We start from the raw sequence: 16,075 nt of genomic DNA on the forward strand, positions 1-16,075 counted from the left end.
AAGAAAAACCCCGAATGGGGTTGAATATGAATAGCCCCGGGTGCAACCCGGGGAGAAAGTATCCAAGTAACGAACCTCCGCCCGAATAGGGTTTATGATGAAGATATTTACCGGAGGTTGGATGATCATTTTGTAAAAGAAAAACTGAGATACCTGTGATTTATATGATAAGCTGTGATGGTAGTATTTAAAATTATCACAGTGTATCTATACCATCACAACTATCACAGTTAAAAACGGGAAGCAGGAGCTTCCCATGTGCGTTCCCAACGAGGACGTTGGGAACGAGTCTCAATTAGTGACTATCCGCAAGATCAGCGTACTCCGTGTTCTATTCTGCTATCATGAAAGAACTGAACACCTTGAAGCTGGCATTAAAAACGGCTTTTATGAATCTAATCCGGATGATCGTAAATCATCTTGGATGAAATCACGAAATCTTCATAAAAAATGGATATATTTCTAACCTTTTAAAGATAATTTTGGCACTAAATAATACCTATGGCTAAGAAGAAAACAGACGAAGTACGATTTGCCCCTACGGGAATCGGAGATGAGAAAGACGGCGCCATTCAAAAAGGCGTAGATCTGCCGGCTCCCACCAGAAAAAAACATAAATCCCTGGGTCTTAGTGAAGATGACCTGAAAGACATGTATGAGCAGATGTTTCTGCAGCGTCGTTTTGAAGAACGTGCCATGCAGCAGTATCAGAAGGGGAAATTTGGAGGATTTCTCCATTTATATATTGGGCAGGAAGCTGTTTCGACCGGCACCGTGTATGCATTGAATGATGACGACGATATTATAACAGCTTATCGCGATCACGGCTGGGGACTTTGCCGGGGCATCACCCCAAATGAAGGTATGGCCGAACTGTTTGGCAAGAAAACCGGATGCTCCAAAGGAAAGGGCGGTTCCATGCACTTTGCCAAAACCGAAAACCATTTCTGGGGCGGTTACGGTATTGTAGGCGGGCACATTCCTATTGGCGGAGGGCTTGCTTTTGCCAACAAATACAATCAAAATAACCGAATCTCTGCGACTTTCTTTGGAGACGGAGCGGTTGATCAGGGCTCTTTACACGAGACGCTGAATATTGCCAAGTTGTGGGGACTTCCTGCAATCTTTGTGGTAGAAAATAACGGTTACTCCATGGGTACGGCCGCCAAGCGTCACACAGTGGCAGAGATTGTTGACCGTGCCAAAGGCTACGACATCAAGAGCAAAGTGGTTAACGGCATGGATGTATTTTCCGTGTTTGAGGCCATGAAAGAAATTGCCGAATGGGTTCGTGAAAACTCTGAGCCATACTTTGTTGAAATCCGCACTTATCGTTACCGCGGACACTCTATGTCGGATCCTCAAAAATATCGCACTAAAGAGGAGCTGAAGGAATATCAGGAAAACGATCCCATCGAGCGGTTGAAGAGTTATTTACTGGATGAGGGAATCCTGGATGAGGACGGAATAGAGGAAATAGAAGAAAAAGTAGAGCAGGAAGTATTGGACGCCGTTGAATTTGCTGACGAATCCGACTTCCCCGATGAAGAGGCGCTCTATGATGACATGTTCGCTGAAGACGAACCCTATTTCCACAACTAATTTATAACGATCAGACTACAGATTAATGGCAGAATTACAATTTAGAGAAGCAATTAAAGCGGCAATTGATGAGGAAATGGACCGTGAGGAAAAGGTTTTCATCATGGGCGAGGAAGTTGCCGAGTACGACGGAGCATACAAATCAACCGAAGGCTTATTGAAAAAATATGGGTTCAAGCGTGTGATTGATACGCCTATTTCCGAGCTGGGTTTTTCCGGCATCGGGGTAGGGGCTGCGATGAACGGCCTGCGTCCCATTGTGGAATTCATGACCTTCAACTTTGCCGTATTGGCGCTTGACCAGATCATTAACCATGCTTCAAAGGCTGGCTACATGACTGGTGGACAGATTTCGATGCCTATCGTATTCCGTGGGCCTAATGCCTCAGCCGGACAGTTGGGGGCAACCCACTCGGTGGCTTACGATTCCATGTACGCACATTTCCCCGGCCTAAAAGTGATTTACACCTCAGAGCCGGATGATGCCAAAGGGCTGTTGAAATCCGCTATCCGCGACGACAACCCGGTTATCTTCATGGAGTCGGAGCAGATGTACGGCATGAAAGGGGAAGTGTCAGATGAAGACGATTACATTATCCCCATTGGAAAAGGAAAAATTAAGCGTGAAGGAAGTGATGTGACCGTTGTAGCCCACGGTAAAATGTATCACGTAGCCAAGCAAGCTGCCGCCCAGCTCGAGAAAGACGGCGTGGAAGTGGAACTTATTGATCCGCGTACGGTTAAGCCGCTGGACCTGCCGCTGATTGTGGAATCCATCAAAAAAACCAACCGCTGTGTTGTAGTTGATGAAGCCCATCCGTTTGGAGGATTTGCATCTGAAGTTGGCTTCTTAATTCAGCGTGAAGCATTTGATTATTTGGATGCACCCGTACAGCGTGTAACCCTTCCGGATGTAAACGCACCATTTTCAAAACCTTTGTTTGATGCATGGTTGCCGGATGCAAAGCAAGTAATTGATGCTGTAAATCAGGTTACTTACAGAAACTAAGGTCAAAGTGAAAAGCGAAAGGTGAAAAGAACTTTAGATAGTCAATCTTTTCACCTTTCACTTTTGCCTTTTCACTTTTTATTTATGCCAGTGCCTGTTTACATTGAAAAGCAGCGCTGACACCAACAAATTAACTTACTCAACCGAACAGATTAGATATTATGGCCATTAAGATTGAAATGCCGAAGCTCAGCGACACCATGGAAGAAGGGGTGATCGCGTCGTGGAATGTTAAAGAAGGAGACCAGGTTTCAGCCGGCGATATTATTGCTGAGGTAGAAACCGATAAAGCCACTATGGAGGTAGAGGCCTTTGACGAAGGTACTGTGCTTAAAATTCTGGTGGATGAAGGCGATGCTGTTCCCCTGGGAGGCTTGATGGCCGTGCTGGGTGAAGAAGGCGAAGATATTTCTGATATTCTTGAAGGTGCCGGTGACGGCGGTTCAAGCTCTTCCGACGATTCCGGTGATCAGGAAAAAGCTGAGGAAGATGACAAGGAGAAAAACGCTGAAGAAAAAGAAGAGAAGGAAGAAAGTTCATCATCCGATTCTTCTACTTCCGATGACGGCCGCATTAAAGCTTCTCCATTGGCTCGTAACATGGCGGAAGATAAAGGCATTGATCTTGCCAAAGTAGACGGTTCAGGGCCTGGTGGACGTATCATCAAAGCCGATATTGAAAATTATAAAGAAGAAGCTGCGCCTGCTGCCGCTGCTCCATCTCAACAATTTGAGAGCCTGGAGAGCAAAGAAGTTAAGGTATCGCAAATGCGCAAGACCATTGCTCGTCGTCTCTCCGAAAGCAAGTTTACAAATCCGCACTTCTATGAGACCATTGATATTGATATGAAGCCGGCTATTGCAGCCCGCAAGCAAATCAATGACGCAAATGAGGATGTGAAAATCAGCTTTAATGATATTGTAGTGAAAGCTTGTGCTATCGCACTCACCCGTCATCAATATGTAAACAGCTCCTGGAGTGACGATGTAATCAAACAGCATGGCGATGTGCACGTAGCCGTAGCCGTTGCTATTGAAGAAGGACTGATGACTCCGGTTATTCGTCATGCCGACAAGAAAGGCCTGGCTCAAATTTCATCCGAAACACGAGAATTAGCGGGACTGGCACGCGATCGCAAGCTGCAGCCCGAACAGATGGAAGGGAGTACCTTCACCATCAGTAATCTGGGCATGTTTGGCATCGAAGAATTTACCGCCATCATCAACCCGCCAAACGCATGTATTATGGCCGTTGGTGCCATCCGTGACGTGCCGGTAGTAGAAAATGGAGAAGTGGTACCAGGTAAACGTATGAAAGTGACCCTTTCCAGCGATCACCGTATTGTGGACGGCGCCAAAGCTGCCGAATTCCTGAATACAGTGCGTCAGTTACTGGAAAATCCATTAGCTATGTTGCTGTAAGCATTTTAAACATTGTTGCTTAATGCGAAATCAGAGCCGTGTCTTTTTTAAAGGCGCGGCTTTTTTTATTGGTTGATGTTATTCCATTCTCAATGTTGTTTTGTTGTCTCTTACTCATCACAAGGCTGCAGCTAATATCCATCAAAACAGCTTTTCCAGTTTTGATGTTTAGAGCTAAATGTTGATGCTCATCCTTTCCCATTTTTGCCCTGATTTAAGTTATGGATAGCCGATTAACGGCTTATTTTAGATGGAAACGCTTTTATATGGAATTATTCTAAATAAGGGTTGAGTCTGGTTGGTGTTACCCTTATCATTGCATCGCTATTTAAAATAAATCTAAATTAAAATAACCAACTAACCCAGTATTTAAGCGATGCAATCTGTACAAAAAACGCTCTTAACCTTATTAACGCTGATGTTGAGTCTATCAGCAAGCCTACAGGCTAATCCTGCTATTTCCGGGAAAATTACCGGAAAAGTTGTGGATGAAAATAATGAACCACTAACCGGTATTAATCTTCGCCTGGAAGGAACCACATTTGGCGCTGCTTCGGGTATTGACGGAAACTATGAGATTAACAATGTGCCGGCAGGGCGCTATACCTTTGTTGCATCGGGAGTAGGTTTTGAAACAGAAGAGAAGTCGATCAGCATCACCGACGGGGAGACGCTGACTATTGATGTGATTCTGTCGGTAGCCAACGAAGAACTGCAGGATATCATCGTTCGCAGCTCAAAAGTAAACAAGTTTTCTCGCGAACGTACTGAATATGTGGCCAAGATGCCTATCGAGAATATTGAAAATCCACAGGTATACAACACCATCAGTTCCGAGCTGCTGGCAGAACAAGTGGTTACCAGTTTTGATGATGCCCTTACCAATGCACCCGGTGTATTTAAATTATGGGAATCTACCGGCCGTGGCGGTGATGGTGCCGGTTATTATTCCCTGCGCGGCTTCTCTGCACAGCCAACTATGATTAACGGACTTCCTGCCCTTACGAACGGTTCGCTGGATCCATCTAATATTGAACGCATTGAAGTCATCAAAGGGCCTTCAGGCACACTTTATGGCAGCAGCCTGATTTCCTATGGCGGGCTGATCAACGTAGTGACTAAAAAGCCTTACAACTATTTTGGCGGCGAGATAGACTACACCACCGGGAGCTTTGGTCTAAACCGTGTGACTGCCGATGTAAACACTCCCATCAGCAGCGAGCACGAAATTGCCCTGCGGGTTAACACAGCGTATCACATCCAAAACAGTTTCCAGGATGCCGGGGAGAATGAATCTTTCTTTATCGCTCCTTCACTTTCTTATACTGTAAATGATCGTATTTCTTTCCTGATCAATACAGAGTTTCAGCACGCTGAACAGACCAATCCAACCATGCTATTCCTTAATCGCAGCAATCCTTTATTCGCTACCAACCTGGATGAGCTGAGTTATAACTACGAGAATTCGTACACCAGCAATGATCTGACCATCAAAAATCCAACGCTTAGCTTCCAGGGACAAATGGAGTACAAGCTGTCTGAAAACTGGACTTCTCAAACCAGTATCTCACGAAGCTCCGCCGAAAGTGATGGCTATTATACTTACCTGTGGGATATTGCAGATGGCAACGGGACCTTTGCACGTTACCTGAGTAAACAACAAGCCACCCGTTTGGGAACGGATATCCAGCAAAACTTCACCGGTACTTTTGAAATCTCCGGCATTGAGAATACGCTCGTAGCTGGTTTGGATTACTTCGAAGAAGAAACTATCGGCAACAGCACCGGTTATGTAGGTTTTGGTACTATTACGGTTGGTGAAGAAAACTCAGGTGCCGGTATCTCCAAACCAGCGGCTGATCAAGCCTTGGCTTCCGCTTCGGTTACCAACAGTCGTACCGAGCAGCGGGTGTATAGTGCTTATGTATCAGATGTGATCAACTTTACACCCGCCTTGTCAGTGATGGCCAGCTTGCGATTGGATCGCTTTGATAACATTGGTGATACATCAACTGATGATGACAACTACGACCAAACCGCACTTTCTCCCAAATTTGGTATTGTATTCCAGCCCATTGTGGATAAAGTGTCGCTGTTTGCCAACTACATGAATGGATTCAGTAATGTAGCGCCTCGTGTTCAGGATGATGGTTCTACCAAAACATTTGCACCCGAGCAAGCTAACCAATGGGAGGCGGGGGTGAAGACCAACCTGCTTAACGGCCGAATTTCTACGACTCTAAGTTACTATGATATCACCGTTTCGGATGTGGTTCGCCAGGATCCAAATCGAGCCAATTATTACGTACAGGATGGCGAAAATTATAGCCGCGGTTTTGAAGCCAGTGTAACAGCTGCTCCAGTGGATGGATTGAACCTGGTAGCCGGTTATAGCTACAACGATAGCGAAGTTACAAAAACCGATAACGCCAATTACCTGGGACGTCGGCCGGAGTCTGCTGGTCCCAAGAACCTCTTTAATTTCTGGGCAAGCTATAGAGTAAGTACAGGTGCTCTTAACGGATTAGGTGTGGGTGCCGGAGCGAATTACATCGGCGAGAACAAGATCATGAATCGTGCTTCAACCGGAGTATTTGCACTGCCTTCTTACACCATTGTGAATGCCTCTGTTTTTTATGATACCGATGCTTACCGTATCGACTTCAAGGTGGATAACCTAACCGATCAGGAATACTACAAAGGCTGGAGCACTATCAACCCGCAAATGCCGCGCGTCATCAAAGCCGGATTTACCTACAAATTTTAATTTAATCTCCCCGCATTATAAATAGTGTGGGGAATTTTTTTGCTATGAAGAAACTACTACTTGTTTTAGTACTGATATTTTGCGGCCTGAAAACTACCATTGCCCACAATCTCTGGATTGAAACCGGAAGCGAGGCGCAAATCGGAGAAGCACATGAAGTACGTATTTATTACGGTGAATACACCTACGATTATTATGAAACGGTTTCCGGGAATTTTGCAGATGTAGCCGATTTCACATTGTGGCTGGTCAAGCCGGGAGGAGAAAAAGTGGAATTAGAAGCCAAACCAGAAGGGGAGACTTTCTATTCCGCTTCTTTCACTCCCAAAGAGAGAGGAAGCTACCGGGTGCAACTGGTGAGCAATAAAACCACCGTTGTAGACTGGACGGAATACGGCTTAGGGGTTCTTAAGCCTGATTTTTATGCCACGGCCGATGTACTTGTTGGAGAGGAAACCGACCTGAAAGCTTCTTTAGAAAATGCGCCACTGCAGATTACACCGGATAAGACGGGAGCTTCTGCAGGGGACCATCTTCGCCTGACTATCACCTTTAAAGAAAAGCCACTGGCGGAGCAGGAAGTGATGCTTTCCGTAGCCGATCAATGGACCAAAACCGTGCAGACGGATGAAAACGGTGAAGTGGTTTTTGAGCTGCCCTGGGAAGGACAATATGTGATTGAAACGGTGCATACCGAAGAAGCTCCCGGAAGTTATCAAGGCGATGAGTATGAAGCCATTCGTCATACGGCCACTTACACATTTACAGCTAAATAAGCGCAACAGTATTTTATGTTTAAGAAGATCATATTATTCCTACATCGCTGGCTCGGGTTGATCTCCGGGCTGGTGGTGTTGGTTCTAAGCATCAGCGGCGCACTTTTTGTATTCCAAAAGGAGTTTACGCATTGGCTTCGTAAGGATGTGATGTACGTAGAGCAAACCCAGCGGCAGCGCCTTTCGATGGAAGAGATGTATGCCCGTACAGCTGATGCTTTGGAAGTTCCCGCTCTTTACTATGGATTGGTAACCTATAAGGATGAAAATCAGGCTTGGAGCGCCTTTAGCTACATTCCTAACCCTGAACCTTCCTGGACATACTTTGGGGCTATCAAAGAATATAAGACGGCTTATGTAAATCCTTATACCGGGGAGACCCAGGCCGTTATTGACGAGGAAAAGGATTTTTTCCAGATCATGAAAGGGATACACTGGAGCCTGTTGTTGTCCACGCCTATTGGGCAGCCAATTGTAGTCTGGAGTACGGTAATTTTTATCGTACTGCTGATATCAGGTTTGGTTTTATGGTGGCCGAAGAAATGGAATAAAGCGGGCAAACAAAAGAGTTTTAAAGTGAAATGGGGCTCTACCTGGAGGCGCGTTAATTACGACTTGCACAATGTGGTAGGCTTCTATGCCTTACTGCTTGCCTTGATTGTTGGTTTTACCGGTTTATACTGGGCCTTTCCATTTGCCAAAAAGACACTGCATTTCCTGGGAACCGGGGAGTTTAAATTGCCGGATACCCAAACCACAAAGGTGCAATCGACACCGCCGGCAGCTCCCCGGGATGCAGCAGAGAGTCCGTTGGAAGTAGCTTACAAAAATGGATGGGAAGAATTCCCAGATGCATACAGCATCGCTTTCATCACCCCAAGGGATTCGGCAGGAACCATCAACGCCATTGTTCGCGGTTCCGGAAAAACCTACTACGAGCGCAGCGAAATGAAATTTGATCAATACACAGGTGAAGTGTTACAGATCGATGCGTATGAAGATAAAAACGCCGGCGAGAAGCTGCTGGCCATGAACTACGATATCCATGTGGGTGCCATAGGTGGCATTCCCGGAAAAATTCTGGCTCTGCTAATTTGTATTGTTTCGGGAAGCTTGCCCATAACAGGTTTCATCATTTGGTTTGATAAGAAACGGAGGGGTAAAAGACAGAAATCCAGGCCATCTTTTTATAAAGGAATAAGTGGTAACGGCCGCAAGAAAAAGTGCAAACCATCTGAGTTAGCAGAAGCCTAAGTTGTACCACTGCTCGCCCGAGACGTGATTGTTCAACAGGCCATCGGAATGGAACGCGGATAACACTGATTTTGCGGATAATCACGGGTTTATATTTTAAGGGCTCGTTCCAAAGCTCCTGCTTGGGACGCCAATGTGAAGCTGGAGCTTCAGTGCTTAATGGGATGGGTAGATAGCATTACAACCAATACTCCCCTGGTACGAACACCCTCCGCCAGTTTTGGCGAACCAAAACTGGGCACCTTCCTCAAGGAAGGACTTTGTCGGAATGACATTCAACCACTGAATCTTGTCAGGCTAACACTCTTGAAAATGCCTCATAAAGTCTCTCCTTGAGGAGAGATCAATCAAAACAGTTGTTCCTGTTTTGGTTGTGAGAGGTGTTGGTACCAAGGAATCATAAGGTTTTGCAATTTCCAAGAGAACCAGAGGTTCAGGCAGGCATTCCCGACCAGAGGTTGGGAACGAGGGTAAAGCGTAGTCGTTATTCTTTTTTGTGTACAGAGAAGAGTTATATAAAAAAAGCCCCGTTTTATAACGGGGCTTATCCTTAACTATCTCGAAGATTTACCAATTAGGCTTCTTCAAGAAAATTCTCTGGTTTCCAGCATTCCTGGGTGTTTTTTTCAGCCTGTTCAGCTACTCCGCCAATTTCAAGCTCATCTGCTACGGCGTGTGGAATAACCTCACTGGTTTGGGTGATTAGAGCAGCGATCTGTGTGAGGCTTTCTTTGGTAAAGTCGGCCAGTTCCTGATGATCTGCGCCCAAAGCAGCAGTGTGCAACATGGTATAACCGGTTGCGATCATGCTGAGTGCCGTGTAATCATCGCGTAGCATCTTGGACACGGCATCTTTACGCTGTGTATCGAGGGCACCTGCTATTGCACCTGTGAAAGCTGCAAACGTTTCTTTGATGGAACTTTTGGTGCTGTCATTAAGCAGATCGTCCATGCCTTCCAGCTTCTTCAGCTGACCTGAAAGTGCCAGGTCGATATCGTGCAGCAAATTACTGGCTTTATTATTGGTCAGCTTACTGGATGTTTGCTGTGTCTTGACCGCTTTATGCGTGTGTTTAATAAGTGTGAATAAATCTGTCGTGTAATTATTAAGCGTCTCTTCTTGCATTGTTTGATGAATTTTTATTCAAATTCACTTACTACAATGGGTGATAGGGGGATATCGTTTCGAATAAAAGTGAGACGTTTTAAAAGGTGTAATAATCGCTATGAATTCTTCTTTAACATCAGCAGTCGTCTCATTTTTGAGATAATAGCCTCCCGTATGGGGCAACCTTTCTCGAAAATCATTTCCTGCTTTTGTTTGTATACACGTCGCCCTTCCTCGGTTTCTATTTTGATAGGCTCCATTCCAAATTCACGCATGTCATAGGGGCTGGCCTGCATATCGATATAGCGTGCTTCCAGGGCTAATTCAAAAGCTTCAAGCACCAAATCACTGGAAATCCAGGGATAAATCTTGAATGCCCATTTGTAGAGATCCATGTTGGAATGAATACATCCGGGCTGCTCGGTATTATGGAATTCCTCCCGCGACAGCTCATATTTGTTCATTGGCTTAGCAGGCTTGGTAAAAAAGCGGAAGGCGTCAAAATGTGTGCAAAGCAGGGGGCGCGATTCCACGAACTCAGCTAACGGTTCAGGTTCCATTCGCAAAGGGAGTTGGTTATGGCGGGGGCGGTCGGTTTTGTACACCATCGCCCATTCATGCATCCCAAAGCATCCAAAAGAAGGTCGGCTGTTTTGGGTGTTTTCCAGCATCATCAACATCCACTCTAAAGCAGAGAGACGCTTGTCCGGGAAAAACTCCGGGTTGATGAACGCCTGTCCATCATTCATGCTAAACTCACTGAGTTCTGGCAGTTGTTCGGGATCAGAATATTCCAGGTTTACATCAATCCCCGGCGACCACCGGCGCAAGCTGGCCGGACGGAAGGCATAATATTCAAACAGGAAATCCACTACGGGATTTTTCTCTTGCCGTGAACGGGCTTCGAGGTAATCGTCCAGCAATTCATCCACGCGCTGTTCGTGGGAAGTTTTCTTGATGATCCACTCAGCCTGGGGAATGGTTTCTTGGGTCTCTTTGTCTTGAATCTCAGATAACATGTAGCAAAGATACGGAATAGAATCCGTGGAATTAAAAATTGAAGATTGAAAATTAAAGATTAGATTTTGCATCCATAACAAATTTTCAATCTTGAATTTTTAATCTTGAATTAACCAAGTTGATGCTTCGCCAGATTGTAAACTTCCTCATCCACCTGCGGCTGCACTACCAGTTCCTGATTCTGTCTGGTGGATACCTGTTGGCTGCTCTGTTTGTGACTGAACCGGACTGGGAGACTTTTTGGATTCAGTTTCTGAATGTGCATATGTTGTTATTTGGTGGGGCAACGGCGTACAATTCCTGGTGGGATAAGGATGAAGGGCCAATTGGTGGTTTAAAATCACCCCCAAAAATGCAGCGCTGGATGTGGCCGGTTTCTATGGTGATGCAATACTTCGGTTTACTTTGGGGATGGTGGGCTCTGGGCTGGAACTTTGCTCTGATTTATGCTTTGAGTATGCTTTTCTTTTGGCTCTATTCCACACCGATTGCCCGATGGAAAGGAAAGCCAGTTTTAAGTCTGGTGGCCATTGGCGTGAGCACTGGAACCAACTCATTCTTCTTAGGATTTTTGGCAGCCGGCGGCTACCCCATTACTTTTTTGGAAGATGTAGTAGCTATCGGCGTAGCTTTGATATTGTTGAGTTTATACCCGGTTTCGCAAATTTTTCAGATGGAAGAAGACAACGCCCGAGGAGATCATACCTTTGCATTACAATTTGGGTTGAAGGGCGTTCGATGGTGGTACACTTGTTCATTTTTGGCGGGAGCTGGGTTAATTAGTATCGGTCTTCATCAGCAACAACCGCTGACAGGCTGGCTTTTCGGGGGCGTGAGTTTACTGGCATATGCTGGAATCGGTTATGTGATGTGGGCGTTGAGGGGGGAAGAATCAGCATATCCTCAGGTAATGCGCATTAAGTTTTTGGCTTCATTCAGTTTTGTCTTGTTTATAGGAGCGACTCTTTTGATAAGATTTTTCGTTTGAAGTCTTCGATGACAATTAGCATTAGAAATTAGATTCATTTACAAAACCTTCACGAACTTTTTTTAGTTTTACCGCCACTATGAATACATCAACAGAGACGACTATTACCCGCGAACTTATCGAAGACGCCATGGATTACGAAGCGTATTCCGGGCTTACAAACACTCTTTTAGAAGAGGGAAAAACCACAAACGGTGACAACCGTGACGTGATGCTGGAATACACCAAAATGAACCTGCATCGTTCCTCGCGCTGGGATCGGCGTGCGAAAATCAGTGAAGAACTGCAGGAGAAACTGGCCGGTTTTTCTCGTCCCATCACCTGGTTAGTAATTACGGAAGGTTGGTGCGGGGATGCGGCTCAATTGCTTCCTTTCATCAATAAGATGGCTGAAGCTTCGCCTAATATCACTCTAAAAATGATTTTGCGTGATGAGTACCCCGAGGTGATGGATGAATTCCTAACCAATGGCTCGCGCTCTATTCCTAAGCTCATTGCGTTGGATGATGAATCCCTTGATGTGATAGGAACCTGGGGACCACGCCCGGCCATTGCCCACGAAAAATACATGGACGAACGAGCCAATCCTGACATTGAAAACGCCAAAGCGGCCGAGAATCTCCATCTTTGGTACGCCAAGGACAAAGGTAAAACCCTCCAGGCCGAGTTTATGGAGCTGTTAGAAGAGTGGGAGTAAGGTTTTTAGGTGCGAGGTTTTAGGTATTAGTTGTGCTATGTGCTATGTGCTATGTGCTATGTGCTATGTGCTATGGTTGGGCTGGAAAAATCATGACAATCTTGAGAATCCTTTAAATCATGATTCACATGTGAAGATGTCATCTCATTGATAATATTCCATCGGAACATTTGGTGCGGGGATGCCACTCAATTGTGGGCTACACCACACCAAGCGTACCTACGGCACGCCAGCTCGATGGCTTGAATTATTCTACCCACCAAATCTTCCTCTGGAAGATGAGGAGTGATGAAACCAGCATCGGATAGATCAAAAAAGATGTGTTGAGGATGCTTCTGCCACCAGGACAAACTTTTTACTTTTTCCCTTTCCCTTTTCACTCCTAAAAACCATCAACCCCAAAAACACCATATCACCATATCACCATATCACTATATCCCCCAAAAATCCCCATTCGTAATTAGAGCCAAAAAAATTTAGTTTCCAGTGCTAATTCAAAGGCTCAAACCAAACCAATTACATGGCCAAGAAACTACTCTATTTACTGGATGGAATGGCACTGGCGTATCGTGCCCATTTCGCGTTTATTAACAGTCGGTTAAAGAATTCTGAAGGCATTCCTACCGGACCCATCCTTGGGTTTGCCAATACCCTCGAAAAGATGCTGGATGAGAAAGAACCCACGCACATTGCCGTGGCCTGGGATACGCACGCACCTACTTTCCGCCACGAAAAAGACGAAGAGTACAAAGCCAACCGTCCTCCGCAGCCCGAAGAGCTGAAAGTGGGAATCCCATTGATTAAAGAGATGGTGAAGGCCTGGGGCATACAAAATGTAGAGCAGGATGGCTATGAAGCGGACGATATCATCGGTACCATCGCCAACGGGGCCAATGCCGACGATGTGGACGTGATGATGGTGACACCCGACAAAGACTTTATGCAGCTGGTGCACGATCACATCCACATGATGAAGCCGGATAACAACAACGGTGGGTTCAACATCATTGACCGCGAAGGCGTGAAGGATTATTTCGGCGTATATCCTGAACAGGTAATCGATGTGCTGGCCATGATTGGCGATACTTCAGATAACATCCCCGGCGTGCCCGGCATTGGGAAGAAAGGAGCACCCAAGCTCATCAAAAAATACGGATCGCTGGAAGCGGCTATTGAGGATGCCCCCAATATCAAAGGAAAGCGGGCCCGTGAAGGCCTGACGGAATATGGCGAGCAAGCAATGCATGCCAAGGAAATGGTCACCATAAAAACGGATGTGCCGAATACAAAAGACTGGAAAGAGCTGGAATGGGAAGGTCCCGACAAGAAAGAGCTTGGATTGTTTTTCAAGCGGATGGAATTCCGTACGCTCACCAAGAAATACCTGGGAGCGGAAGGTCCGGTGGCCGAGAAAGAAGGCGACCAAGTGGACTTATTTGGTTCTTTCAAGGAAGAGTCTGATCAGCAGGAGCTGGACGAAGAGAAAGTGAATTATGCCCTGCTTGACACCATCGAGAAGGTGAAAGACATGGTGGATGAATACAAAGATGAGGAGCGCTTTTGTTTTGATACCGAAACTGATAGCGCTGATCCGGTGACCGCTTCTCTGGTGGGAATTTCGCTGACTGCTACGCCCGGAACGGCGTATTATATTCCGGTAAATGTGGAAGGTGGCCTGGATGAAGTGGCGGTAATTGATGCTTTGCGTCCTTTGTTTGAAGACGATCACATCTTGAAGATCGCTCACAACTATAAATTCGACTTCATGATGCTGCGGCGTGCCGGACTCGTTCTCAAGGGCAATGCCTTTGACACCATGATTGCGGCTTACCTGATTGATGCCAATCAAAAACTGAAGATGGACGAGCTTTCCAAGAGTCTGTTAAACTATAAACCTGTGCCCATCGAGGATTTGATTGGAAAAGGCAGGAAGCAGAAGTCAATGGCCGACCTGGATATTGAAGATGTGTACCTCTATGCCTGTGAAGATGCCGACATCACCCTTCGTCTCTATGAGATTTTGAACGACCGTCTGAAAGATGATGAATTGCTGGAAATTGCCTACAAGGTTGACTTTCCCCTGATGGAAGTATTGGGCGAGATGGAACTGAAAGGTGTGAAGCTGGATACAGATATGCTTTCAGAATTCTCCGAAGAACTAGACAAAGATCTGAAAGAGTTGGAAGCAGAGATTTATGAGAAAGCCGGGGAGGAATTCAATATCAATTCCCCGCAACAGTTGGGTACTATTTTGTTTGAGAAGATGGGATTACCGGCCGGCAAGAAAACCAAAACGGGACAGTATTCCACGGCCGAATCGGTGCTTACCAAACTGGCGCCCAAGTACGAGATGCCCAGCCTGATTTTGGATTATAGACAACTTACCAAACTAAAATCCACCTATGTGGATGCGCTGCCGGACCTGGTAGTAGAAGAAACCGGTCGGATACACACTGAGTTTAACCAGAGCGTGGCCGCTACGGGACGGTTGAGTTCTTCCAATCCCAACCTGCAAAACATCCCTATCCGAACCAAGCGGGGACGGGAAATTCGGAAAGCATTTATTGCTGAAGATGGGTTTGAGTTGATGTCGGCCGATTACTCACAAGTTGAATTGCGTGTGATTGCGCATATTTCTCAGGATGAAGCCATGATCGAAGCCTTCAAAAATGACGAAGACATCCACGCCCGCACGGCCAAGGAAATCTTTGGACTGGATTCGATTGACGATGTAGACGGCGACCAGCGTAGAAAAGCCAAGGAAGTGAATTTTGGTATTCCCTACGGTGTAAGTGCTTATGGACTGGCCTCTCGCCTAGGAATAGATAATGAGGAAGGCAAGGAAATGATCGATCAATATTTTGAGCGATTTCCCAAGATTTTGGATTACATCAATGATACCAAGGAATTTGCCCGGGAACACGGCTATGTGAAAACCATGCTGGGTCGTCGTCGCTACATCCCGGACATTAAAGCAGGCAACTGGAACGTGCGGAGCTTTGCTGAACGTACGGCCATCAACATGCCCATACAGGGCACGGCTGCTGATATCATCAAGCTGGCGATGATTGAAATCCATCACTGGCTGAAGGAAAACAACAAAAACAGCCGCATGCTGCTACAGGTGCATGATGAATTGATTTTCGAAATTCATGAAAGTGAAAAGGATGAAGTGGCTGCTAAAATCGAAGAACTCATGGAAAATGCTGTGGATTTGGATGTGCCGCTGAAGGTGGAGTCCGGGATAGCGAAGAATTGGCTGGAAGCGCATTAAGGCAAAAGTGAAAAGGGAAAGGTGAAAAGTCAAAAGGCCTCGCTCCACACGCTCTGCGTTGGAGCGTATGGTTTTTTTATGACCCAATGACTGAAATCGGGAGGTTCCGGAAGGCATTCCTCCCGATTAATTCGGGAGACGTTGGGAACGAGACAAAAC

Annotated in this window: 12 protein-coding genes; 9 read left to right on the forward strand and 3 right to left on the reverse strand. The window is 45.9% G+C overall.

Going from position 1 to position 16,075, the window contains the following annotated elements:
* Positions 1-501: 501 nt before the first annotated feature.
* The 3 genes from pdhA (at position 502) to FN815_RS05840 (ending at position 4,032) form a co-directional block, all read left to right on the forward strand.
* Entirely contained in the window at positions 502-1,602 is a 1,101-nt protein-coding gene (gene pdhA, locus FN815_RS05830; protein ID WP_142453689.1) for a pyruvate dehydrogenase (acetyl-transferring) E1 component subunit alpha, read from the forward strand.
* Between the two features lie 25 nt (positions 1,603-1,627).
* Complete coding sequence (locus FN815_RS05835; protein ID WP_142453690.1) at positions 1,628-2,611, forward strand: pyruvate dehydrogenase complex E1 component subunit beta; 984 nt, start codon at positions 1,628-1,630, stop codon at positions 2,609-2,611.
* Between the two features lie 161 nt (positions 2,612-2,772).
* Positions 2,773-4,032 (forward strand): pyruvate dehydrogenase complex dihydrolipoamide acetyltransferase, encoded by a 1,260-nt coding sequence (locus FN815_RS05840; RefSeq protein ID WP_142453691.1) that lies wholly within the window; start codon positions 2,773-2,775, stop codon positions 4,030-4,032.
* Positions 4,033-4,051: 19 nt separating this feature from the next.
* Here the strand turns inward: FN815_RS05840 and FN815_RS05845 are convergent, their stop codons facing one another.
* The gene (locus FN815_RS05845) at positions 4,052-4,234 is read right to left on the reverse strand and encodes a hypothetical protein (protein ID WP_142453692.1); all 183 of its coding nucleotides are present in this window, start codon (positions 4,232-4,234) and stop codon (positions 4,052-4,054) included.
* A 174-nt stretch (positions 4,235-4,408) separates the two neighbouring features.
* Between FN815_RS05845 and FN815_RS05850 the strand changes: the two genes are divergently transcribed.
* The 3 genes from FN815_RS05850 to FN815_RS05860 are packed head-to-tail and all read left to right on the forward strand — an operon-like array spanning position 4,409 to position 8,829.
* On the forward strand, positions 4,409-6,799 hold the full coding sequence (locus FN815_RS05850; RefSeq protein ID WP_142453693.1) for a TonB-dependent receptor: 2,391 nt from the start codon (positions 4,409-4,411) through the stop codon (positions 6,797-6,799).
* Positions 6,800-6,843: 44 nt separating this feature from the next.
* Entirely contained in the window at positions 6,844-7,575 is a 732-nt protein-coding gene (locus FN815_RS05855; protein ID WP_142453694.1) for a DUF4198 domain-containing protein, read from the forward strand.
* 15 nt (positions 7,576-7,590) lie between these two features.
* A complete protein-coding gene (locus tag FN815_RS05860) occupies positions 7,591-8,829 on the forward strand; it encodes a PepSY-associated TM helix domain-containing protein (RefSeq protein WP_142453695.1) in 1,239 nt (412 codons plus the stop codon).
* A 574-nt stretch (positions 8,830-9,403) separates the two neighbouring features.
* On the opposite strand, the gene FN815_RS05865 is transcribed toward FN815_RS05860, so the two are convergent.
* Positions 9,404-9,955: a hypothetical protein gene (locus FN815_RS05865; RefSeq protein ID WP_142453696.1), complete on the reverse strand. Its 552-nt coding sequence runs from the start codon at positions 9,953-9,955 to the stop codon at positions 9,404-9,406.
* 98 nt (positions 9,956-10,053) lie between these two features.
* Complete coding sequence (locus tag FN815_RS05870) at positions 10,054-10,956, reverse strand: 3-methyladenine DNA glycosylase (protein ID WP_142453697.1); 903 nt, start codon at positions 10,954-10,956, stop codon at positions 10,054-10,056.
* 122 nt (positions 10,957-11,078) lie between these two features.
* Here FN815_RS05870 and FN815_RS05875 point away from each other — a divergent pair, with 122 nt between their 5' ends.
* From FN815_RS05875 to polA, 3 genes are all read left to right on the forward strand, one after another.
* Entirely contained in the window at positions 11,079-11,945 is an 867-nt protein-coding gene (locus FN815_RS05875; RefSeq protein WP_142453698.1) for a UbiA family prenyltransferase, read from the forward strand.
* Between the two features lie 79 nt (positions 11,946-12,024).
* Positions 12,025-12,642, forward strand: a complete 618-nt coding sequence (locus tag FN815_RS05880) for a thioredoxin family protein (RefSeq protein WP_142453699.1) — start codon at positions 12,025-12,027, stop codon at positions 12,640-12,642.
* Positions 12,643-13,162: 520 nt separating this feature from the next.
* Positions 13,163-15,916, forward strand: a complete 2,754-nt coding sequence (polA, locus tag FN815_RS05885) for a DNA polymerase I (protein WP_142453700.1) — start codon at positions 13,163-13,165, stop codon at positions 15,914-15,916.
* Positions 15,917-16,075: the final 159 nt, after the last annotated feature.

Source organism: Gracilimonas mengyeensis (genome assembly GCF_900182705.1).
Lineage (GTDB): Bacteria > Bacteroidota > Rhodothermia > Balneolales > Balneolaceae > Gracilimonas > Gracilimonas mengyeensis.